This is a genomic window from Acinetobacter brisouisimilis, assembly GCF_000368265.1.
Lineage (GTDB): Bacteria > Pseudomonadota > Gammaproteobacteria > Pseudomonadales > Moraxellaceae > Acinetobacter.
In genome coordinates, this window is sequence record NZ_KB851219.1 from 1,910,796 (window position 1) to 1,935,649 (window position 24,854).

19 protein-coding genes are annotated in these 24,854 nt (G+C 39.9%); 5 read left to right on the forward strand and 14 right to left on the reverse strand.

Going from position 1 to position 24,854, the window contains the following annotated elements; genetic code table 11:
- Window positions 1-243: 243 nt before the first annotated feature.
- On the reverse strand, window positions 244-930 hold the full coding sequence (locus F975_RS12710) for a YggS family pyridoxal phosphate-dependent enzyme (protein WP_004753943.1): 687 nt from the start codon (window positions 928-930) through the stop codon (window positions 244-246).
- 109 nt (window positions 931-1,039) lie between these two features.
- On the opposite strand from F975_RS12710, the gene F975_RS12715 reads away from it, so the two are divergent.
- Window positions 1,040-2,077, forward strand: a complete 1,038-nt coding sequence (locus F975_RS12715) for a type IV pilus twitching motility protein PilT (RefSeq protein WP_004753946.1) — start codon at window positions 1,040-1,042, stop codon at window positions 2,075-2,077.
- A 24-nt stretch (window positions 2,078-2,101) separates the two neighbouring features.
- A complete protein-coding gene (locus F975_RS12720; RefSeq protein WP_034426356.1) occupies window positions 2,102-3,223 on the forward strand; it encodes a PilT/PilU family type 4a pilus ATPase in 1,122 nt (373 codons plus the stop codon).
- Window positions 3,224-3,287: 64 nt separating this feature from the next.
- Here the strand turns inward: F975_RS12720 and fur are convergent, their stop codons facing one another.
- Window positions 3,288-3,725: a ferric iron uptake transcriptional regulator gene (gene fur / locus F975_RS12725; protein ID WP_004753949.1), complete on the reverse strand. Its 438-nt coding sequence runs from the start codon at window positions 3,723-3,725 to the stop codon at window positions 3,288-3,290.
- Window positions 3,726-3,836: 111 nt separating this feature from the next.
- On the opposite strand from fur, the gene F975_RS12730 reads away from it, so the two are divergent.
- The gene (locus tag F975_RS12730) at window positions 3,837-4,223 is read left to right on the forward strand and encodes an outer membrane protein assembly factor BamE (RefSeq protein ID WP_004753951.1); all 387 of its coding nucleotides are present in this window, start codon (window positions 3,837-3,839) and stop codon (window positions 4,221-4,223) included.
- A gap of 67 nt (window positions 4,224-4,290) precedes the next feature.
- On the opposite strand, the gene F975_RS12735 is transcribed toward F975_RS12730, so the two are convergent.
- The 11 genes from F975_RS12735 to bfmR all read right to left on the reverse strand — a co-directional run bounded on the left by F975_RS12735 (window position 4,291) and on the right by bfmR (window position 15,692).
- A complete protein-coding gene (locus F975_RS12735; RefSeq protein ID WP_004753954.1) occupies window positions 4,291-4,602 on the reverse strand; it encodes an RnfH family protein in 312 nt (103 codons plus the stop codon).
- A complete protein-coding gene (locus tag F975_RS12740; RefSeq protein WP_034426040.1) occupies window positions 4,602-5,684 on the reverse strand; it encodes a membrane protein in 1,083 nt (360 codons plus the stop codon). Before F975_RS12740 ends, F975_RS12735 begins: the two co-directional genes overlap by 1 nt.
- A 150-nt stretch (window positions 5,685-5,834) precedes the next feature.
- Window positions 5,835-6,290, reverse strand: a complete 456-nt coding sequence (locus F975_RS12745) for a bacteriohemerythrin (protein ID WP_034426043.1) — start codon at window positions 6,288-6,290, stop codon at window positions 5,835-5,837.
- A 225-nt stretch (window positions 6,291-6,515) separates the two neighbouring features.
- A complete protein-coding gene (locus tag F975_RS12750) occupies window positions 6,516-7,364 on the reverse strand; it encodes a class II glutamine amidotransferase (RefSeq protein ID WP_004753960.1) in 849 nt (282 codons plus the stop codon).
- 171 nt (window positions 7,365-7,535) lie between these two features.
- A complete protein-coding gene (locus F975_RS12755) occupies window positions 7,536-7,925 on the reverse strand; it encodes a hypothetical protein (RefSeq protein WP_004753963.1) in 390 nt (129 codons plus the stop codon).
- A 92-nt stretch (window positions 7,926-8,017) separates the two neighbouring features.
- Entirely contained in the window at window positions 8,018-8,932 is a 915-nt protein-coding gene (argB, locus tag F975_RS12760) for an acetylglutamate kinase (protein ID WP_004753965.1), read from the reverse strand.
- Window positions 8,933-8,942: 10 nt separating this feature from the next.
- Complete coding sequence (locus F975_RS12765) at window positions 8,943-10,370, reverse strand: phosphomannomutase/phosphoglucomutase (RefSeq protein ID WP_004753968.1); 1,428 nt, start codon at window positions 10,368-10,370, stop codon at window positions 8,943-8,945.
- 165 nt (window positions 10,371-10,535) lie between these two features.
- Window positions 10,536-10,988 (reverse strand): dUTP diphosphatase, encoded by a 453-nt coding sequence (gene dut / locus F975_RS12770; protein WP_004753970.1) that lies wholly within the window; start codon window positions 10,986-10,988, stop codon window positions 10,536-10,538.
- Between the two features lie 24 nt (window positions 10,989-11,012).
- Window positions 11,013-13,061, reverse strand: a complete 2,049-nt coding sequence (locus F975_RS12775; RefSeq protein WP_004753972.1) for a UvrD-helicase domain-containing protein — start codon at window positions 13,059-13,061, stop codon at window positions 11,013-11,015.
- 190 nt (window positions 13,062-13,251) lie between these two features.
- A complete protein-coding gene (bfmS, locus tag F975_RS12785) occupies window positions 13,252-14,877 on the reverse strand; it encodes a sensor histidine kinase BfmS (protein WP_004753974.1) in 1,626 nt (541 codons plus the stop codon).
- Between the two features lie 98 nt (window positions 14,878-14,975).
- Window positions 14,976-15,692 carry a response regulator transcription factor BfmR gene (gene bfmR / locus F975_RS12790; RefSeq protein ID WP_034426050.1) on the reverse strand — a complete coding sequence of 239 codons (717 nt, stop codon included), beginning with the start codon at window positions 15,690-15,692 and terminating at the stop codon, window positions 14,976-14,978.
- Between the two features lie 567 nt (window positions 15,693-16,259).
- Here bfmR and F975_RS12795 point away from each other — a divergent pair.
- Together F975_RS12795 and F975_RS12800 are read left to right on the forward strand one after the other, a co-directional pair.
- Window positions 16,260-19,088, forward strand: coding sequence for a ribonucleoside-diphosphate reductase subunit alpha (locus F975_RS12795; protein ID WP_004753978.1), 2,829 nt, complete (start codon window positions 16,260-16,262; stop codon window positions 19,086-19,088).
- A 328-nt stretch (window positions 19,089-19,416) separates the two neighbouring features.
- The gene (locus F975_RS12800; RefSeq protein ID WP_004753982.1) at window positions 19,417-20,700 is read left to right on the forward strand and encodes a ribonucleotide-diphosphate reductase subunit beta; all 1,284 of its coding nucleotides are present in this window, start codon (window positions 19,417-19,419) and stop codon (window positions 20,698-20,700) included.
- A gap of 256 nt (window positions 20,701-20,956) precedes the next feature.
- Here F975_RS12800 and F975_RS12805 read toward each other — a convergent pair whose 3' ends face one another.
- A complete protein-coding gene (locus F975_RS12805; protein ID WP_228127422.1) occupies window positions 20,957-24,733 on the reverse strand; it encodes a hypothetical protein in 3,777 nt (1,258 codons plus the stop codon).
- Between the last annotated feature and the right edge of the window lie 121 nt (window positions 24,734-24,854).

Consider the following 24,854-nt stretch of genomic DNA (forward strand, 5'->3'; position numbering starts at 1 on the left):
AAAGGCTGTCGTCAAAATCGTGCGCCTCCCAAACAACGTGTTTTCAACGGCTGGAAATCCCAATTGTGTAAACACGTCCATCAGTGTGCATTCACCCTAGCCCATTGAAACGAGCTAAAAGCCTTGAGTCAATCTGGTCAATACCACACAGCATTTTGACTTCAGTTTTCCCAAACAATACGACTACATTCATAAGACCGCGCATTTAATTTTTGCCTGACTCATCGCACCTGATCTGTATGGTTATTTTTGATAATCTCGCGCACCAAACAATGCTGTTCCGACACGAACCATGGTTGAGCCTGCGGCAACTGCTGCTTCAAGATCGCCCGACATGCCCATGCTTAACGTATCCCAGTCGTTAGGGTGAACGTGGTGCTCTTTGACTTGTTCAAATAGCGTCTGTGCATCGGTAAATGCTTTCAGATTATTGGGTGCAGGAATCACCATCAAACCACGTAAACGCAAATGAGGAAGCTGGCTAATCTGCTCAACCAATGTTGCAACCTCTTCAGGGGCACAACCATCTTTGCTGTCTTGACCATCAATATTCACCTGTAAACAAATATTTAATGGTTCATCAGAATCTAAACGCTGACTTGACAAGCGTTCAGCAATAATTAAGCGATCAACGCCATGTACCCATGCAAATTTTTCAGCCAGATGTTTGGTTTTATTACGCTGCACATGCCCAATAAAATGCCATTCAATCGCCAAATCCTGCAACGCCTCAATTTTATCCAGTGCTTCTTGCAAATAATTTTCGCCAAAAGCTCGCTGACCTGTTGCATACATGGCACGTAAAGCATCGCTCGGATGGGTTTTCGACACTGCAAGCAATTGAACGCTATCAGCTGAACGGTGGGATTGTGCACATGCATGTTGTATTTGTTGCAATACAACATCACGAGATTCTTGGTAATGATTCATAAACAGGCATCTCTCAAGGTTTTTTTCATGTTTTGCGGTGGAAAGTATTGGTTAGATGTTTTGAAAGCCGTTATTATTTTACAAAAATAACGAAACCTTTGGGGCAAGAATGGATATTACAGAATTACTGGCTTTTTCTACAAAAAATGGGGCATCGGATTTACACCTTTCTGCAGGTTTACCGCCGATGATTCGTATTGATGGTGAAGTACGTCGTATCAATCTTCCCGCATTAGAGCATAAAGATGTCCATCGCTTGATTTATGAAATCATGAATGATAAACAACGTCATGATTATGAAGAATACCTTGAAACGGACTTTTCTTTTGAAGTTCCTGGAGTGGCTCGTTTCCGTGTCAATGCATTTAACCAGAATCGCGGCGCAGGTGCCGTTTTTCGTACCATTCCATCAAAAGTTTTAACCATGGAAGATCTGGGTCTAGGCAATACCTTTAAGGAAATCTGTGAATTTCCTCGTGGTATTGTGCTAGTCACAGGGCCGACAGGTTCTGGTAAATCAACCACACTTGCAGCAATGATCGACTATATTAACGAAAACCGTTATGATCATGTTTTAACCATCGAAGACCCAATCGAATTTGTACATCAGTCTAAAAAGTGCCTGATCAACCAGCGTGAAGTACATCGCGATACGCATGGCTTTAACGAGGCATTACGCTCAGCATTACGTGAAGACCCTGACATTATTTTGGTCGGTGAGATGCGAGACTTAGAAACGATTCGTTTGGCACTAACTGCCGCTGAAACTGGTCACTTGGTATTTGGAACACTACATACCACCTCTGCGGCAAAAACCATTGACCGTGTGATTGATGTATTCCCTGCTGAAGAAAAAGATATGATTCGTGCCATGCTGTCAGAATCTTTACAGGCAGTGGTTTCACAAACCCTGCTGAAAAAAACGGGAGGTGGTCGTGTTGCAGCACATGAAATCATGCTGGGTGTACCGTCTATTCGTAACCTGATTCGTGAAAACAAAGTGGCACAAATGTATTCAGCAATTCAGACAGGTGCTAATCAAGGCATGATCACGCTTGATCAAAGCCTCAAAAACCTTGTCACAAAGGGTGTGATTACCAAGGATGTCGCACGTACTGCCGCCAAACAACCAGACAGCTTTATGTAATTCAGCGAAGGAACTGCCATGGCCATGGATTTTAATGACTTACTCAACCTGATGAGTGAGAAAAAAGCATCGGATTTGTTCATTACCGCAGATGTTGAACCATCAATGAAAATCAATGGGCAACTTACTCCCATTTCATCGACTAAACTGACAGGTGAAATAGCTGACCAGCTCATTCATTCCATCATGAGTGAAAAGCAACGTAAAGAATTTAGTGAAACTCGGGAATGTAACTTCGCCATTACTAACCGTGAACAAACTCGACGTTACCGTGTCAGTGCCTTTTACCAACGGGATTTACCTGGTATGGTTCTGCGCCGCATTGAACACAAAATTCCAAGTGTTGAAGAATTAAAGTTACCACCTGTTCTTAAAGAACTGGTCATGGCCAAGCGCGGCATTATTATTTTTGTAGGGGCTACAGGTACAGGTAAATCGACTTCTTTGGCTGCATTGTTAGGTCACCGTAACCATAACTCCAAAGGGCATATTATTACCATTGAAGATCCTATCGAGTTTATACACCAGCATGCTGGCTGTATTATCACTCAACGCGAAGTTGGTATTGATACTAACTCTTTTGAAGTTGCACTCAAAAATACCTTACGACAGGCCCCTGATGTGATCTTAATTGGTGAGATTCGTACCAAGGAAGTCATGGACTATGCCGTTGCATTTGCTGAAACTGGTCACTTAGTACTTGCGACACTGCATGCCAACAATGCCAACCAGGCCCTTGAGCGGATCATTCACTTCTTTGAAACAGAACGCCACGAGCAGATTTATCTGGATTTATCGCTCAACTTACGCGCAGTTGTAGCGCAGCAACTCGTACCAACGGTTGATGGTAAATCGCGCCGTGCGGCGATTGAGGTTATGATTAATAGCCCATTGATGGCAGATTATATTCGTAAAGGCGAAATACATGAGCTTAAAGCTCTCATGACTCGCTCTCGCGAACTGGGAATGCAGACTTTTGACCAAGCCTTGTTTGACTTATATAAAGCAGGTGAAATTAGTTATAAAGACGCACTTCGTCATGCCGATTCACCAAATGATCTACGCTTACAAATCAAGCTTTCAGAGGATGGTGGTGCAAACCAACTCTTCAATGCAAGCAGCAAAATCACCTTTGATGGTCAGTAAGTCATCAATAAAAAAGGCATTTCTTCAAGAAATGCCTTTTTTATTTGTTATATTTATGTAGGGATTATTTCTTGCGTGACGCATCCTGACATTCAGTTGCATCGCAATAACCGTACAAATTCAACGAGTGCCCTGTAAGCGTAAAACCATACTCTTTTGCAACTTCATGCTGTTCATGCTCAATAACATCGTTTGTAAATTCAAGGACTTTATTACAATTTTGGCATACAAGATGATCGTGATGATCTTCTTGCATAATTTCAAAAACCGAGTGATTATTTTCAAAATGGTGACGTTGAATAATGCCGGCAGCTTCAAATTGTGTTAACACGCGATACACGGTTGCTAAACCAACATCTTCACCTTGATCTAGTAATGTTTTATAAATATCTTCAGCGCTCAAATGGTGTTGTTTTGAGCTTTCAAGTAATTCCAATATCTTAATTCTTGGAAGGGTTACTTTAAGTCCTGCTTTACGCAAATCTTGATTCGAAATGGGCATGAAAAAGTCTCTCAACAATTTGTTAAGTTGGAATATGCAACAGAGTTTATATGCAGTATGATCTATCACTAGATTAAATGCATCACAATTGATTTGGATAGTGTAGCAAAAATGCAAAAAATTATGTTGACGACCTTACTCGTCAGTTCATTGCTTGCCGGCTGTGTCTATAAAATAGATATTCCTCAAGGGACACCTTTAACAAAAGCCCAAGCTTCTCAGATACATGTTGGCATGAGTTACCAACAAGTTCGTTTCTTACTTGGTAGCCCAACCATTACTGACCCACTTAATCCAGAACGTTGGGATTATGTTTACAATTATATCCCAGGAACTTATGCGAAAAAAGCCAAGATTCCAGCAGCTCATGGTCAGCATCTGCATATTTTCTTTGATAAATCAGGTATTGTCACCAAAATTGAAGGCTTAGACACCCTTCCAGATGCACAACCAGGATTACCACCTTCAAAAGATGCAATCCTGTCTGCACAACCCTAATCGATCCATTGATGCATCGATACGGTAAAAGAAAACCCCAATCAAATCTGATTGGGGTTTTCTTTTATTAAGAAGATCGTTTAAACCGATTTCCTTTCTGATAGCGTCCGACGGGATGATTCGCAGCACGATTACGGCGAATATCTTGAGGATTAATTAGCAATGGGCGGTATATTTCCACCCGATCACCTGTCTGCAAGGTATGCTCAAGACTAACTTTGACCCCAAAAATTCCCACCTGTAAAAGCTGCGGCAGGTCAGTTTGCATGGTAAGACCACTCTGCTCAATCGCATCCTGTACAGTCATCCCCTGCTGAAATTCAACCGTCATATAGTATTGCTGCTGTGTGGTTGCATAGGCAACCCAAACCTGCTGCATTACACTGCCCCCAGCACAATCGCTACCATTGCCAATACGATTGCTAAAGGCGCAACAATACGCACGGAAATACGCCACAGGTTATAAGTCACTTCCTGACTGAAATTCAGTGATTTACGCAAATGGCTGATTTTCATGATCCAACCGGCAAAAAACGCGTAAATCAGACAAATCAATAATCCCCAAAGCATAAGTACAGTATTGAGTACTGGAACAATTGCAAGACATGCCCATGTCAATATTGCAACTAAAACAATGGCCCATTGCACAACCATCGCAATTTGACGTTGCTGTAATTGTTCACGCGCCAATTGTACAAACCCAGCAGCGACAGCCACTGCGCTCACTAAAATGGTAATCGCTGGAAGTTCTGCTTGTACCGCAAAAAAGCCAAAAAGTACCACTGCAAGCACTTGTGCGACCCAAACAGGTAAAGCATTGGGAGTGGCTTGCTCAGCATCTTTGATTTGTACCAAGCTGGTCTGCGCATACACCCCTAACCCCAGCCCTGTAGCAACCAGTGCGAGAACCACCGCATAGCCCCATTCAGAGAAGTGAATTGCGGTTATATGCCATGCAGTTAAGTTCAACGGGAAGATATGACTCAAAACCAGTGAAACCAGCAGCATAACTGCACTCATACCAACCAATATCAGGCGTGGCAAAAATGATGCAGCAACAGCAACTACCGCCAAAATCGCAAATACAATATTTTCTGCAATAGGTAGCTGAACATAATGCGTTAAGGAGTGACTCGCATTGGCAATCAGTGCTCCTGCTAAAAATGGCATAAACACCACAGCCAACCAACCTGCAATACGCCAATATGCTGAAGCATCCGCTTCACGCGTCAAGGCCATCAACGCTTGCAAGGCCGTTGTCTTCGCGCGTTTAACCAGTGCGACTTCCATGTAGGCAAAAGGCAATGCCAGTACGACCATCATGACCAGCCACAGCAACCAGAAATCCAGTTGCCGATCCAATTGAATCCCCACCACTGGCGCAAGCGTGGTAATCAACATAAATGATAAACAAAACGCCATCAGTGGCGATAACCATCGTGACATAGGTCTGTCCTGCATCCGAAGTTAAAAATAATGAGCTATTTTGCCTTTGTCATGGCTGAAAATCAAAGTTTGTAGAAAAAAGAAATCATTGCCGAGGCAATGATTTTTGGCGCATAAAGCAAGCTGTAGTTTTTTATGATTATTCTAGTGTATTGTTTTTATTATTTATGAGAAGAACCGTGCGAACCAGTTCTTGCCTTTTTTCTTTTCATGCTCGCGAATAATGCCTTTCATGTTTTCTTTAACTGCACCAACATAATCGGCATCATCGTGTTGAATATGATTAATCAACCATTTTGTCAAAATTTGATGCAACTCATCTTCAATGGCTTGCCCCATCATAAAACGATCGCGATAGGTTTCAATTTTTTTAATAAATAAGTCATGTACGCGCTTATGTGGCACACGATACTTATAGGCTGCCTCTTCTTGCAGACTTTCTTCAAAGGTAAAATGAGACTGGGTATAGTCAATAATATTATCCAATACTACTTTGATTTGATTGCGATCGTGAGTAAAACGCACATCTTCGATTTGATTAATATAATCGAGAATACGTTTATGCTGATCATCAATCACTTCAATACCAGTATTGTATTCAGAGCGCCAATTCATCTTCATAGTGAGGTCACCTAACGCATTCATATTTCATTTTCGAGGCATAATATATAAAAAATGATCAACTAAAAACCAAGTAATACTCTCAGAATTACAACACTTTTCACTAATTATTTGATTAAGTTCACAAAACCTCATATACCCAACTAAAAGAATCAAGTATTTTTTAATCAATTCAATTGCTTATATATTTAGTTTTTACCAAATATAAAAAATAATTCGCAAAATCTAATATAAATCAGCTTTACTGATACGTCGCAAAGAAGGGTCTTGCGCTTCACGAATCAAGCGCTGTACGGTGGTCATGGCATGTAAAATCGGGCGCCCCTGCTGAAATAAAATCATTTCTCCTGCCCGAAAAGCTGTCCACTGTTCATTTTGTGTCAGTGGTTCTGTAGTAATAACGGCAACACGATCCTCTGGTGTGGTTACTTCACTAAAATCAACTTCGACATCCAGATCAATCAGCTGTACATGTTGAAATGGATATTCACGTACAATCCAGTGCAATTTGGTGGTGGCATAACTCCACAACGCTTGACCATTGGATAAACAGAAATTGAATGTGCCATGCTCTGCAATTTGTGGAGCAACCTCCTGTAAAACCTGAAAAATTTCTTGAATCGAAGGTTCCTGATAACCAAAACGTTCCACCAGCTGATCGAGCAAAAAGCAAAATGCATATTCACTGTCAGTATTGCCAACAGGCGTAAAATGTCCACTCAGCGCAGGCTGAAACCCATGCAGATCGCCATTATGTGCGAAAATCCAGTGACGTCCCCACAATTCGCGCATAAATGGATGAGAATTTTCAAGGGTAATTTTACCTTGCGTCGCTTTACGGATATGTGCAATCACATTGCGGGATTTAATCGGATAATTGCGAATCAAGTCAGCAATCGGTGACTCGACCGCAGACTGGTTATCGACAAACAAGCGGCAGGCTTTATCTTCAAAAAAAGCAATGCCAAAACCATCACAGTGGTCAGAGGTCACCCCTGCACGTTGTGAAAACCCACGGAACGAGAAAGTAATATCGGTGGGTGTCGCACAATTCATTCCGAGTAGCTGGCACATGCTTAAATCTTCTTACAATCAAATACATCTATAGGCAATGTAACGGATGCAGTCTCGATCTGCAAATGCGTTTTTTCACTGTCTTTATGAAAAATAATGTAAATACTAGACTTATTTCATAAATATACTGGATAAGCATGTCCGAGAAATTCTTTTGATTTTTCCTAAATATCAAAGATCTCTTGTTAATAACCAACGAACGATTATACAAGTCATCGCTGGAAAAAAAGCGATTAAAAATACATAGATCAGCTTATAAAAGCTGAGTCTTTTCCAAATAAAATGAATGATTGTTGTGGTTATAAATGCTTCAAGAAGTCCTGCGATCATCATTGAAGCTTTCGGAAACTCATCAGAAACAGGATATTTTGCATTAAAAAACCTCACTGATAAAAAATCGACAACCAAATCTGATAAAAACAAACAATAAAAATAAAAAAATAGGTTTAAAAATACGATTAAATTAAATATTAAAATTTTCTCTTTAATTATCTTTTTACTCACCCAATAATTGAATGGTAAAAGTAATAATAATAAAATTACAACCCCACCACCATACATGTCTAGTTCCTATTGATTTTTTGATGGATGAAAAAGATCAAATAATAATTTTTTGAGTCAAAAAAAAACCGCATTTCTGCGGTTCTTTGGATTTAAACTTGCGGATGCCCAGATTTGGCACGGTTGGTAATTAGTGTTCCAACCCCGTGATCGGTAAAGATTTCCAGCAAGGTTGCATGTGGCACACGCCCATCAACGATATGTGCGCTCACCACACCACCTTTGACTGCATCTAGCGCACAACTGACTTTTGGAATCATGCCACCATAAATCACACCTGTTTCAATCAACTGATCGACTTCATGCGTGGTTAAACCAGTCAGCAGATTTTTATTTTCATCAAGCACACCACTGATGTTGGTTAACAAAATCAGTTTTTCTGCGCCCAAGGCTTCAGCCACTTTACCAGCGACCAAATCCGCGTTGATGTTGTAAGTATTACCTTGTTCATCAACACCGAGCGGTGCAATGACAGGAATAAAGTCACTTTGGGTAAACATCTGTAAAACATCGGTTTTCACACCTACGACTTCACCGACCATGCCCAAATCAATCTCTTTTACAGAACCATCTTCATTCTGTTTTTTCATCAACAGCTTGCGGGCACGGAGTAAATTACCGTCTTTACCTGTCAAACCGATGGCACGTCCACCATGCTGGTTAATCAGATTTACAATGGATTTGTTGACGCTACCGCCAAGCACCATTTCCACCACTTCCATGGTCGCAGCATCGGTCACACGCATACCATCGATACGGTCTGACTCTTGCCCCAGACGCTTGAGCAATGAATCCACTTGCGGCCCGCCACCGTGTACAACAATTGGGTTTAAGCCAACAGTTTTAAGCAACACAATGTCTCGCGCAAAAGAGCTTTCAAGCTCAGGATCCGTCATGGCATTGCCGCCATATTTGACCACAAGGGTTTTTCCTGAGAAACGTTGAATGTACGGCAAAGCTTCTGTTAAAACCTGTGCTTTGTCGAGGCCAGTGTGTTGGTGTGGCATGTGCCTCTCCTTATTGCGCGTTACAAATATCGTGCGCGATTTCTGGATATTTTTCGCTGAGCAGATATGCAAAGTTTTGGCGAATTTCATTTAAACGCGATGCACTACTGGCATCGAAGCGTACTGTTAAATATTCGCCAGTATTGGATGCTCGAATAATGCCAAAACCATCATCAAAATCAAGCCTAACCCCATCGATTTTCGTCAAATGTGCTGTAATTTTATGACTTTGTTGCTCAATATCTTGTAATACATCGACAGGATGATGCTGATAAGTACGGATATAGGTATCTTCAGTTGCATAACGCTCAGGAATTTGTGCAAATAACCCTGAAAATTTCTGAGTGGAGCTTTGGGTTAAATATTCCATCGCACGCAGTGCTGCATACAAGCCATCATCATAGCCTTTGCCACGTCCATCATTAAACACATAATGCCCAGCATATTCCCCACCAAAAATTGCCTGCCCTTTGGAATGCCGAATATATTTACGCAAGAAGGTACTACCTGTACGTAACATGTGAGGAATACCGTTATAGTGCTTAATTTGTTGAATCACTAAACTTGAGCATTTCACATCAAACACCACTTCACGTTGCGGTTGATGCTCAAGGCACATTCTGGCGAATAGGCACAATAAACGGTCAGCACGTAAAATTGCTCCCGTTTCATCGACCATCACCACACGGTCGCCATCTCCATCGAGAGCAAAGCCCAAATCAGCCCCCTGCTCACGTACTGTATGACAGAGTCTTTCCAAATGCTTGGCCGTGGATGGATCAGGTGCATGCTCAGGAAACTCGCCATTGGCTTCGCAGCGTAGAGCAATCACCTGACAACCCAAGCGTTGCAAAATTGCTACAGCATACTGCCCAGCAGAACCATACAAACCATCAACTACAACTTTCAGTGGCCGAGCCAAATGAATATCGCGTTGTAAATACTGCAAATATTCAGCTTTATACGACTCAATAAATTGATGTGGCTGATCTGCAAATGAAATCGCACATTGCTGCTGTTGATAATGTTGCTGTGCTAACAATGCAACCTGTTGAATTTGTTCAGGAGATGAAGGGTCTCCCTGACACATCCATTTAACGCCATTGTCACTTTTTGGGTTATGACTTGCCGTCACAATCACGCCATTACCGCCGTGCTGCATAGCGAAAAAATATAAACATGGAGTGGAACAACAGCCTAATTCGATCACATTCAAGCCATTCTTTTTAAAAGTTTGTTCTAAAATGGCTGCATAACTTGGACTGGTCAAACGGGCATCATAGCCCAATACCACAGTTATTACCCGATGTTGTAAATATTGTTGGGATAATGCTTCAGCGATTGCTTGTACTACAACTGGCGTCAGAACATTCAACTTGCCCCGAATATCATAGGCACGAAAAATATGCGCAGGAAAATCATTTTTGTTTAACTGCATAAAATACTTTTTTTTAGATCAATCATGAATAAATTGTGTGGGAGAATGCGGTACTTTGTAAATATGATGTTTGCTCTATTTTACGAGAAAATGCTATTTTTTGACTAAAGAGTTAAAAAAACTTCACCTCAGCGAAGTCTTTTTATTCCAATAGATCGATTAATTTTAATGTTGACCTGTATGACCGAAGCCACCTGCTCCACGCTCAGTTGCAGCAAACTCATCGACCTGTTCAAATTCAGCCTGAATCACAGGTACGAGTACATACTGAGCCAAACGCTCGCCTGGTTCAAGCGTGAAAGTTTGCTGTCCACGGTTCCACACTGAAATCATCAATTCGCCCTGATAATCAGAGTCAATTAAACCAACCAAATTACCCAAAACAATGCCATGTTTATGACCTAAACCCGAACGTGGCAAAATCAGACCTGCAAAATTTGTATCTTCAATATAAATCGCTAAACCTGTTTTCACCAATACGGTTTGACCTGGCTCAATCTGGATGGCTTCATCTAGACATGCACGTAAATCAAGACCTGCCGAACCTGCAGTCGCATAGCTTGGCATTGCCCACTGTTGACCTAAACGCTTGTCTAAAACTTTAACCTGAACTTTCATATACTTTCCTAAACAATTAAAACATTAGTGCTTATGCTTGAGCATGGCACGTAAATTTTCCAAATAAACTTTTGCCTGTTCTTTCGGATCAACATGGACCTGTTGTGTCTTTTTCTTGCGCCCGAGCCAGTCGAGTTCATCTTGTGGCAATTCATCCAAGAAACGGCTTGGGGTCATCTGTTTCATCTGCCCGCCCGCCTTACGCTGCTCTGCCAAAGTTAAGGTCAGACCCTGACGCGCACGGGTAATGCCCACATACATTAAGCGGCGTTCTTCTTCTACCGTTTCCGCTGCAATCGAGTTTTTGTGTGGAAGTAGCTCTTCTTCGAGCCCCATCATATAAACAAATGGGAATTCCAGACCTTTTGCTGCATGCAGGGTCAACAAGTTGACTTTGTCAGTGTCTTCCTCTTCCTGTTGTTGCTCCAGCATATCCAGCAACACCATTTTACGAATTACGCTTTCAATATTTTTTTCATCGACATCTTCAGCACGATTAATCAAACTTTGAATACTGGTGTATAAGGTTTCGATGTTATCCAGCTTGGTTTTTTCCTGTGCAGGCGTTGCCGATTGCTCGCGAATATAGTCGATATAACCTGTTTCAGTAATCATCTGACGGACAATCGGTACTGGCTGATCGTCATCGAGCAATTCACGGGTGTAATCCGCCATAAACTGGGCAAACTCATGCAATTGCGAACAGACTTTTTTGCTCAGCACCATCCCCAAACGCTGATCGGCTGCCGCCATTAACAACGATAAATGATTTTCTTGAGCAAATAGACCCAGTTTTTCCAAAGTCACTGGGCCAATCGCACGTTTCGGAGTATTAATGATGCGTAAGAACGCACTGTCATCTTCAGGGTTAATGATCAGGCGCAAATAACTCATGATGTCTTTGATTTCACTACGCGCAAAGAATGAGGTTCCGCCTGAGAGTTTATACGGAATCTGCATTTGGCGAAGTTGGGTTTCTAGTACCCGCGCCTGAAAATTACCGCGATACAACACTGCGTAATCTTTCCAGTTTTTACCGTTCATGAGCTTATGCGTCATGATGTCCTTGACCACGCGCTCGGCCTCATCATCATCATTACGGCAGGTAATAATACGGATGACTTCGCCATGCCCTTTGTCACTCCACAATTTTTTATCAAAAATATGCGGATTATTTTCAATCACGGCATTGGCAGCTTTTAAGATGCGACTGGTGGAACGGTAATTTTGTTCCAGTTTAATCACTTTTAAATTCGGGAAATCTTCTTTGAGCAATGCCATGTTTTCAGGCTTTGCTCCACGCCATGCATAGATTGACTGGTCATCATCACCCACAGCGGTGAACTGCCCCATCACACCAACCAGTAATTTCACTAAGATATACTGTGCGGTGTTAGTGTCCTGATATTCGTCGACCAGCAAATAACGCACACGGTTTTGCCACTTGTCGCGCACTTCGGCATTTTCTTGTAATAGGCGGGTTGGCAAAACAATCAGATCATCAAAATCCACTGCATTGTAGGCACGCAAGTTACGCTCATACAGTTGATATAAATAGGCAAAGCGCACATCGTCTTCGGTTTCACAGGTACTCGGTGCTTGTTCAGGCAAAATCAGATCATTTTTCCAGTCGGAAATTTTCTTCATTGCCTTTGCGACCAGTTCCTTGCTTTCTGCACCAGATAAATTGTCCTGATGCATCAGGTCAATCAGAATGCGTTTGCAGTCATCTGCATCCAAAATCGAGAAATTGGCTTTGAGTGGTAAATGTTTTAGTTCAAGTCGCAGCAGATTCAAACCGAAGGTATGGAAAGTCGACACCGACAAGCCTTTGGATTCTTCACGGTTCAGCAATTTACCGACACGCTCTTTCATTTCACGTGCAGCTTTATTGGTAAAGGTCATGGCAGTAATGCGATGCGCGGGAATGCGGCATTGCTGTACCAAGTAGGCAATTTTTCGGGTAATCACCGAGGTCTTGCCTGAGCCTGCACCTGCAAGTACTAACAAGGGTCCTTGAGTGTATTTCATGGCTTCAAGTTGCTTGTCATTGAGTTGACTTGCTGATGACATATGTGAACCTCCTATGCTTGGAGCATGATTATAGTCATCTCGGTTTTAGATTCCCAATAGAACTTGCGCTGAACGCTAGAATTTTGTGTGATTGGGCGACGGTTTGTGTCGCAAAACAAGCCAAAGAAATGGCTGATAAACTCATCGCAGAAGGGCAAAGCCGAAATGCTCCGCTCTCTGCTGCGGCACTTTAATTTTTGGTTTGTAATTTCTGTTTGGCAGGCCATGTCATGATAAAACGCGCGCCGCCAAGTTCAGGGCTACGGTCAACTTCAACCTTACCCCGAAACCAAAAGGCGATACGACTGACAATAGATAATCCTAGACCGTAGCCACCCGAAGCACGCGTTCGGCTATCATCCAGACGAGCAAAGGCTTCAAACACCCGCTCGCGATCCTGTTCAGGAATACCCTGCCCATCATCTTCAACGCAGACATAAGCCTGACCATCGGGGCGAATTCCCCCGCTAATGCGTACTCGTTCATTGCAATAACGCACCGCATTCCCCACCAGATTTTGCACGACACGGTGCAAATAACGCCGTTCAGCATCCGCAACGACACTGAGGTCTGGTGCTTGCAGCTCAATTATCTTTTGGGTTTTTAAGGCTTCCGTTTCTTTTGCTACCTGTGCCAGTACATCCGCAATCGGAATACTTTGAATATCCAAAGATGGCGTGCCCTGCTCAAGTTTGGCATAGGTCATAATTTCATCAATTAAGGTATTGAGTGCTTCAATATCTTTATCAATCATATCGACCTGACTCAAACGTGAATCATAATCATCGTCTTCAGCCAGCATTTCCATACCAAAACGGATCCGCGCTACAGGAGTACGCAGTTCATGCGATACCGCACGCATCAGTTCACGCTGTGCCTCAATCAAACGCTGAATATGGCTTGCCATATCGTTATAGCTTGATGCCAAACTTGCCATTTCATCTGTGCCTTCAACATTGAGTCGGGTCGACAAATCCCCCGATTTCATTTGGTTCAGGGCCTTAATAGTTTGCTTGGTCTTACGCTGTAGCGGCAAAATCAATCCATACACGCCCAAACTCAACAGAAATAAACTCAACAGTGTAATGCCTGCTGCGAGTTGAAATGGCATCCAGTTAAACATGGGTACAGGACCGATCACCAACACTTCAGCAGGGTTATTCGGCATTGGCGAAACAATCGAAATAGTTGTTCCGCGAATCGTGGCACTGTCACGATATAACAAAATGCTCTGATCCTGACGTAACCGTCCAATCTGTTCAGAGTCGAGCCCCAAATCCAGAATCGAACTAATTTCAATTGGATATGAAAAATGGGAATGGATTTTTTCGAGGTATTCTTTTTCCTGACCTGGATAATAAATTAAGTAATCCAAAATAAAAATCGGGAGCGCTTTCATTTGTCGCTCGCCAATTTTATTGACCTTAATGTACAAATAATGTTTTTGGTCATGTGGCAATGCTAAAAATAAAGTCGCAACCATACTTTGCGCATCGTAACGCACCACAGCCTGTTCATTTTCAATCCGTTTGGTTTCCGAACGAGACAACTCGACTTTAGAACGATCGACCAAAGAAATCGGAAGTTCAAGTAAATCGGCTGCATCAGAAATCCAGTCTTTCTTTTGCTGTAAAGTCAGCTGACGCTCCACCCCCTGACTAATCACATAGGAAATGCCATCGGTTAAAGATTCACGATATTCTTGCGCACGTTGATAATTAATAATTTGTACTAGCAAATAGCAAAATACAGCCACCAACGCCACGAGGATGATGACACCTGCGTAAATTCGCAAAAATATACTGTGCTTAAACACGAATGAAGCGTCCTTTGTTCAGGATGTCTAAATCAAACCAATAACCTCTCTCATCTCAGATGAAAGAGGTTGTCATGCGTCAACGACAATAATCTCCATTAGAGACCATTGGTCTCTTTCACAAAGAGATACCCTTTACTGCGTACTGTTTTAATACGTTTCGGATTTTCTGGATCATCACCAATTTTTGGGCGAATCCGTGAAATACGCACATCGATTGAACGATCCTGACCATCGTATTCAATGCCGCGTAAACGCTCAAAGATGTCTTCACGTGACAAGATACGACCAGCATTTGAAGCCAGTAACCACAACAAGTCATATTCGGCGCTGGTAAAGTCAACCAATTCGCCATTTAAAGTGACTGAACGACCACCGTTATCAATCACCAAGTCATCAAATTCGATGCGCTGAGCCACTTCATCTTCAACAGTTTTATCGGTACGGCGCAGCAAGGCACGAATACGTGCCAACAAGACACGTGGCTGTACAGGTTTTGCGACATAGTCATCTGCACCCATTTCCAGACCTAAAACCTGATCCATATCTTCGGTACGTGCTGTTAACATAAGAATCGGCTGGTGATAGTGTGGACGCACTTCGCGACATACCGTTAAACCGTCTGCGCCTGGCAACATTACATCCAAAACCACAAGGTCAGGCTGTTCACTAATAATACGGCGAATTGCACGATTACCGTCAGGCTCAACACCCACTTCGAGTCCGTTACGGATGAGATATTCTTGAGTAAGGCGTGCTAGGCGTTCATCATCTTCTACAATCAAGATTTTCGGTAACTTTTCTTCTTGGCTCATCATTTTGCCCCTTAAATTCTGTCAATATTAGCTATTAGTTATTCAAACAGATACGCTAATTCATATTCTGCAATATACACATGTTTACATTGTAAACAAGATGCCGTTCACCAAACTGATACATCTACAGGGTAAATTGTAATAAATTGGTTAATTATTGAAAAATTTAATATTTTTATTTCCATGATTGCCCATATCGTGTAGCTAAAGTAACGCGTGTTACAGATTTACCTGAGCTTGGTCGCGCTATTTTATGATCAATTAATTACTTTGCTGCGTTCTGTATAAGCAATTTGGAATGGACTTTGTTATGCTATGCAACCTGAGCAAAATACGCTATGTCTTTGTATCTAAAACAGCTCAAATTCCATCGCAAAAATTAAAAAAAAATTTAAAAAGAATTAAAAAAATGTCAATATTGATCTTCAAAAAAATTTCCCGTATCTTGTGCCTTAATTCTTTTTAAACCACTAAATCTTGTGTTTATCCCTCAAATATCGAGGTTCATGTACCCGATTCAAATGGTCTATAGACATAATAACGAATGAGAAATGGAGCTAAACTGACATGAGCGTAATCTCATCAACACCAGGTCAACTGCAAGTGATTAAACGCACTGGCGATGTTGTCCATTTTGATGCAGAAAAAATTTCTGTTGCCATTGGAAAAGCCTTTTTAGCCGTAGAAGGTCAGCAAAGCGCAGATTCAAGCCGTATTCATGACCGTATTGCACAGTTAACAGAAATGGTGATGAACACTTTCCACCGTCGTTTACCGTCAGGTGGCACCATTCATATTGAAGAAATTCAGGATCAGGTTGAACTCGCGTTAATGCGTACTGGCGAACAAAAAGTTGCTCGTGCCTATGTCATTTATCGTGAGCAACGTGCGACTGCACGTCAGCAAACCAATGCCAATCATCACCCAACCTTACAAATCCTAGATGCTCAAGGTCAGTTACAGCCTCTAGATTTGACCGAATTGACTGCAACAATTACAAAAGCAGCAGAAGGTCTTGAAGGGATTGATGTTCAGGCAATTGTCGATGAAACCGTAAAAAACCTTTATAACGGTGTAAAAGCAAGCGATATCGCCACCACCATGATGATGGCAACCCGTACCCGTATTGAACAAGAGCCAAACTATACTTATGTGACTGCACGCTTGTTGTGTAACGAGCTGGTCGCTACAGGCTTAGAATTCTTAGGTTTGCCAACCGATACACTAGAAAATGACGCGCTTGAAACCTTCCTGAAAAAAGGTATTGAGCTTGAGTTGCTTGACCCTGAACTGTTGAACTTTGACTTGGCGAAACTTGCTGCGGCAATTCAGCCTGAGCGTTCAAACCAGTTCACGTATTTAGGTCTACAAACATTATTTGACCGTTACTTCATCCACTCAGATGGCGTACGTTACGAACTGCCACAATTGTTCTTTATGCGTGTAGCAATGGGTCTTGCACTCAATGAAGACAACCGTGAAGATCGTGCGATTGAGTTCTATAACCTATTGTCTAGCTTTGACTACATGGCGTCAACACCAACTCTGTTTAACGCAGGGACTTTACGCCCACAGTTGTCGAGCTGCTACTTGACCACCATTTCCGATGACCTTTACAGCATTTACGGTGCAATCCGTGACAATGCCATGTTGTCTAAATGGGCTGGCGGTCTAGGTAATGACTGGACACCTGTACGTGCCTTGAACTCATACATCAAAGGCACAAACGGTAAATCACAAGGTGTTGTACCGTTCCTGAAAGTGGCGAACGATACAGCTGTTGCCGTGAACCAAGGTGGTAAACGTAAAGGTGCGGTATGTGCTTACCTTGAAACTTGGCACTTGGACATCGAAGAATTCCTAGAGCTTCGTAAAAACACAGGTGATGACCGTCGCCGTACCCACGACATGAACACTGCAAACTGGGTTCCTGACCTATTTATGCAACGTGTGATTGAAGATGCAGAATGGACACTGTTCACCCCTTCTGACGTGCCAGATCTACATGATTTGACAGGTAATGCATTTGTTGAGCGTTATACGCACTACGAAAACACTGCCAAAGAACTCAACTTATTACACAAGAAAGTTCGTGCCAAAGATTTGTGGCGTAAAATGTTATCGATGTTGTTTGAAACAGGTCATCCGTGGATTACTTTCAAAGACGTTTGTAACTTACGTTCACCACAACAACACGTTGGCGTAGTGCATTCATCAAACTTGTGTACTGAAATTACCTTGAACACCAGCGAAGATGAAATCGCGGTATGTAACCTGGGTTCAGTCAACCTTGTGCAACACGTACAAGGCGGCGTGCTTAATCGTGAAAAACTGGCGCGTACCATTAAAACTGCCGTGCGTATGCTCGACAACGTCATCGACATCAACTACTACGCTGTACCACAAGCCAAGAACTCAAACATGAAACACCGCCCAGTGGGTATGGGAATCATGGGCTTCCAAGATGCCTTGTATGAAATGGGCATGGCTTACGGTTCACAAGAAGCGGTTGATTTTGCTGATGAATCGATGGAAGTGATCAGTTACTACGCCATTCAAACATCAAGTGATCTTGCGGTTGAACGTGGCGTGTATTCAACTTTCAAAGGTTCACTCTGGGATCAAGGTATCTTGCCAATCGACTCTTTAGAGATCGTGGCGAAATCACGTCCTGAACGCATGTTTGAAGTCGATCGCACTCAGCGTTTAGACTGGAGCAGCTTACGTGCCAAAGTTCAAAAAGACGGTATGCGTAACTCAAATGTGATGGCGATTGCTCCAACAGCAACTATCTCGAACATTTGTGGCGTATCACAGTCGATTGAACCGACTTTCCAGAACTTGTATGTGAAATCAAACTTGTCTGGCGAATTCACCGTGATCAACCCTTACCTTGTTCGTGCATTAAAAGCACGTGGTTTGTGGGATAGCGTGATGGTGAACGACCTGAAACATTTCGAAGGTTCAGTACAAAAAATTTCACGTATTCCTGAAGACTTGAAAGCAATGTTCTCTACAGCATTTGAAGTTGAGCCACGCTGGATTGTGGATGCTGCATCACGTCGTCAGAAGTGGATTGACCAAGCTCAATCATTGAACCTGTATATTGCGGGTGCAAATGGTAAGAAACTTGACATCACTTACAAAATGGCTTGGTTACGTGGCTTAAAAACTACTTATTACCTCCGTGCTTTAGGTGCAACTTCGGCTGAGAAATCAACCATCAATACAGGTGCGTTGAACGCAGTAAAACCGGCAACGGTTGCAGCTGCCGTAGCAGCGCCTGTTGTGGCTGAGAAAAAAGCGGAAGTAGTTGCTGAAGAAGGTTTCTCTCAGGCAGCGCCAGTACCACAAGCTTGCTCAATCGACAATCCAGATTGCGAAGCTTGCCAATAATCTCTTATTGCAAGTCGCTCACTTGAGTGGCTTGCTCAATTTTCAATTAAGGTAAAGGCTATGTTTGAACATTTATCTAGAAACTATGAATTAGGTTTGCTGGCATATGTCTTTACCTACATTGTGTTTTGTATACCGATTACTTATGTGATTTACAAAGTACGTAAAGAACAGCGTAATCAAAACAAGTAGTGCAGACTGCTTTTTTGAACAAAATCAAAGCAGCAATCGACAAAACTTAGTTTTGCTTACGCAGAATAAGCGTATAGTAGGGACATCTTCGCTGTAAGGTGTCATAAAAGATATAAACAACGAAGAGAGAATGATTATGTCTATCCTTAGTTGGGACGATTTTGAAGATGATTCGCAAAAACCGGTTACACCAGAACCCAAGTCTGCGCCCGTCCAACCGCAAGAAACGCCTAATTCGCAAGTGGTATCTGATTCGCAGCCATCGTCGCCGAATGTGGCAAATGCTCAACCCGTTGGAACCAATACCAGTGCCACAACAGATTCAGCCGATTCGTTGGCTCGAGCATCTGAATCCCTAAAACATCTTGATATTAACGCAGGTGCAGAAGATTTAGGAACAGGTGCAGGTCGTGTTCAGGTTGACGATAAAGCCATGATCAACTGTCGCGCTGACTTGAACCAGCTCGTTCCGTTCAAATACGAATGGGCTTGGCAAAAATATCTGGATGGTTGTGCAAACCACTGGATGCCACAAGAAGTCAACATGAACCATGACATCGCACTTTGGAAGTCTGAAGATGGCTTAACCGAAGATGAGCGCGTTATTGTTAAGCGTAATCTTGGTTTCTTCTCTACAGCAGATTCTTTGGTTGCCAATAACTTGGTCTTGGCGATTTACCGTCTGATTACTAACCCTGAATGTCGTCAGTACATTTTGCGTCAGGCATTTGAAGAAGCGATTCATACCCACGCCTATCAATACTGTATTGAATCTTTAGGTATGGATGAAGGTGAAATCTTCAATATGTATCATGAGATTCCAAGTGTAGCGCGTAAAGCAGCTTGGGGCTTGAAATATACTCAGTCTTTAAGTGATCCAACATTCCAAACAGGCACACTTGAAACTGATCGACAATTATTGCGTAACCTGATTGCATTCTACTGTGTACTTGAAGGCATTTTCTTCTACTGTGGCTTTACTCAAATCTTGAGTATGGGTCGCCGTAACAAAATGAACGGTGTTGCTGAACAGTTCCAGTACATTTTGCGTGATGAATCAATGCACGTAAACTTCGGTATCGACATGATCAACCAGATCAAGATCGAAAACCCGCAATTGTGGACAGCCGAGTTCCAGCAAGAAGTTACTCAAATGTTGCTTGAAGGCACTATGCTCGAAATCGAATATGCGCGTGACACCATGCCGCGTGGCGTATTGGGCATGAACGCAGCGATGATGGAAGAATATTTGAAATTCATCTGTAACCGCCGTCTGAATCAGCTTGGTTTGCCTGAACAGTTCCCTGGTGTGAATAACCCATTCCAGTGGATGTCTGAGATGATGGACTTGCGTAAAGAAAAGAACTTCTTTGAAACGCGTGTGACCGACTACCAAACAGGTGGCGCATTAAACTGGTAAGTATTTAAAACCGTCACGCGACACATAAGTTGTCATTTGCGACGCATAAAATGTCATTGAGCGACACATAAGTTGTCATTTGCGAAAATAGAGCCATTAGGCTCTATTTTTTCAGCAAAGTATATTAAAAAATTTAAGAAGGAACTTTCATTTGAAAATTACCTTTTCTATTTAATTAAGAATATTAGCTCAAACTTAAAATGACAAATATATTTGATATCGAATAATTTTCAAATCAAGTTTGAATTACTAGAGCTTAATCATCAAAATTGTCTTTTAACCACTGCTCTAGGAAGTCTATCTGTACAAAATTAAGATCTACGTCATAAGGAGGGTACCTGAACCACCAATATGTATTCTTAGATATATAAAGATTAGTAATTTCAATTTTTTTGTTTTTAAGTGGCTGAGGCCAATTAAGAGATTTTCTTATACGATCATAGTCAGTCAGTAGAAAATTATATCTACCTCTTACTTTTGATATATGCGACTTAGTATCTAACTCATCTTTACCGAAAATCTTCACCCTTAGACGATTCATATCTTTTAAACAATAAGCTGGCTGATTATATTTACACTCAACCATTACCCATTTATTTGAATCTGGGAAGTAAGCCAATACATCATAATCTCCGATATCTGGGTACTGCTCATCTTTAAAGAAAGTTTTCTTCAGATCAATACCATGTTTAATATAATTCGTTCTTCTCGACAAAACATCAAATGCCTTAGTTTCTAATTGCTTTTCCAAGTATGTTTTAGACTTTAAAACAAGATCCTTAACTTTAGGGAAATTAAAATCAGCTGGAAGATATCCATCAGTAGTATGGTTTGTCCAAATTCCTAAAGATCTATAGGTGCAGGTTGGAGACCAAATAATTGTATTATTTAATTTGATTAATGGCTTAATATTAACTCTATTAGTTCTTTTATTATGATCACCTACTGGAACATCGTAGTGCCTATCAGCAACCCCTTCTAATTGATTGATTTTATCATTATCAATTATTAAGAATTGAATAATTTTTTCTACTTCATTTAAAGTTACATCTTCTACTGTGAAGTTCTTAAATATAGACTCTACTAACTCTTCAAATTCAACCTTGTAATAGGTTTGAGGATTTATCTCTTTTATATTTGACCAATTAGATAGACTGTATAAAACTGTAAATAAATTCTTAAAGCCAAAATCCAAATCCTGATAAAAAGCTTCATTGATTAATTTATACTCATCTTTTTGAATAATAGATTCCAATTCATCTTCAGAATTTAAACCTATCCCAAGCTTATAAGAACTTAATTCTTCATGAAATTTATTTTCAAGTTCAGTGGTGGATTCTGGTATATAAATTTCTGGTATATAAGTATTATCGACATATATGCCTTCTACTCCAATTCCAAAATGCAAGCCGTCACTAGAATGGTATAAGTTTAACAACCAATGAATATGTGCTATTAAATCTAGAAACTCACCTTCTATTATCGGCTGTGTATTATCATTGCCCAACATTAATGTACATTCAATCAAGTATCTATGATTTTGTGAATTTCTTTTAAAATCAAAATCCAACTCGGCTAACCTTTCAGCCCTATTGTAGCTTACTTGATGTTTTAAACTTTGTTCCTGTCTTAAAAAGCTGATGCAGTTATCAGTTACTAATGCAGAATAATCATCCAAAGCAATCTCTAAAATTGATAATGTATTTCTATTTTTTATAATATTGTGTATATAAGCTCTTAGCTCATCAGCAGCACTATTAATTATAGACTTTGCTAAGTCCTTATCTGTATATTTATTTGGTTCAATATCATTATTTTTAAGTATGAAAGCAATTTTTTGCCTAGCCAACTTAAATCGATACTCACTTACATTTCTAGGCTTTTTTTCTACAATATCAAAACGAGTTTTTAGATGGCCCATTGTCATTCTTAAAGGCCAATTAGTCGTTTCATACAATTTTGAAATAATAAAACTTAAATCTTCTACTTTTAAATATTCATTAATGATTTCAAGAGTTTTTATACAAATTTCCGTTTGAAACGCAGCATCAACGCTTGACTGAAATTTATAAAAACAATAACTTAGATCTAAATATATATTAATTACTAAACAATCAATACTATTTTTAAATAACTCATGTTTTACATAAAAATTACTATTCAAAATATCTGAGTTTTCTTGAATTATATTTCCTACTTTAATTTGAAATACTATATTTTTTGTCAAAATTAGAGATGATAAAGCTGATTTCCGTTGAGAAAATGCATCAGCAGCTGCCTCACAAAACAACTCCAAAACTTTTGGATTTAACTCTATGATGTTTTTATCTACGATTCTGAAATCAAATAAGAAATGAATAACATAGTTATCAAATAATGATAACCATACTAAAGAATCGTAATTCTTTGCAAGGAAACAATAATTATCATCATAAACACTTTTTGAAATCCATTTGCTATCTGAATTAGGTAAATAATTACTTAGATCAGAATACATTTCTTTTAAAGACTCATATTTGAAGTAATGTGCAGAATGTGTGTCAGTATGTATTAAATTGAAATTTACCGCCCCATCTTCCAACAGTCCATAACTTGCCTGATAACTAGCATATCCATCTAAATTAAAGCCTAAAAATAAAGTTTTGGGTGTGTATAAATTATGAAAATCTATAAAGCCATCTAAATCCTCTTTAGACTGTAAAGAGTCAATTATTGAGACAAAGTCATATATAGTAATGAACTTGATGTTTTCTTCAAACTTTACATCCAAAAATTTACTTAATGTAGTTAAGTCACTTAAAACAAAAATAAATTTAATATTATTAAATTTTAGATCACTCCCATCTACGTCCTTTGGTTTTAAACCAAGAGGAGAATAAATTTTCTGAATACCCCAATCACTTGTATCCATCATTTTTTTTAAGTTATTTTTAATTGATTTAAAGTTGCTAAATTCATCAACTGATAAGCAGTTAATAAAATAGGTATTATTTTCACTTTGAAAAGCACCGCAAAAATTATAAGGTAAAACTTTTGAATTATTACGGACTTTAAATGAACCACATAAAAGATTAGGTATATTATCATTTAAAAAATTTGAAATATTTAAGGAAGTTATTTCTGAAGATACATTTTCTTTAATGTAATAATTTTCAACTATTACAGCAATATGATTTCTTAATGAAAATGGATATATCATTTCTTCATATTCAAAATAACAATATGGGTTTACATCCGCTTCCATATATCTTTCATAAAAATTTTTATTCTTTCTAATATTTCCATTTTTAACAATTAGTTCACTATTTACTTTTTTTATTTTAAAGTTATCAATCCAATCCATCATTTTTAGCCAAAAAATATTATTTGGAATTTCTAACTTATCATCTTCATTATTTTTTTCGACTAGTATGTTTATAGTAGAAATTAAACTATTTTGTATTTCAATGATTTGTTTAAAATCCTCCATAGCTTGGGGGTTATTTAAGTAACTAATTTCAAAACCTTTAAGAAAACCATAATTATCAGATAGAGGTGAACCATAAAAAATCTTATATGATTTTTCTCCTAATTGAAGCTTTACTTCTCCCCAATCACCTACAGGGTAAAAATCTTCCATCATTGGATTATGAGGTAAAACTTTGAAAACCTTAGTCAAAAAAAATGAAAAATCTTCGTAGTTTTCGATTCTTTTTCCTATAAAATCATCTTTACTTATAGTAAAAAAAATTTCAAATAAAAGTGAAAATTTAATAAAATGATTAATATTCGGTACCCAACTTTCAGCTATTAAAATAGTCTTAAAAACATCTATTGGATGATATTCTCTCATTATTCTTATGAGATCTATTTCATAGTTTGGAATTGGTATTATTTTTTCAGCCTCTAAATTTTTTTTATTATTCCTGATATCATTTTTTTGTTTACCAAACTCCATCATTTTATTAGTAAAGAGTTCAAAAGTTTTTCCTTTATCGGCAGAGCTATTTTTCTTTTTCATAATTAAATTAAAAGTCAGATTAAACTTATTCAAGTATCACAAAACACCAAAGAGAAATCAATATTTCATTATATTTAATAGCAACTTAGATAGGATTTTTAGCTAAAATTTGGTAACTACTCAGGTTATCTATTTATAAAATTAATAACGCTTT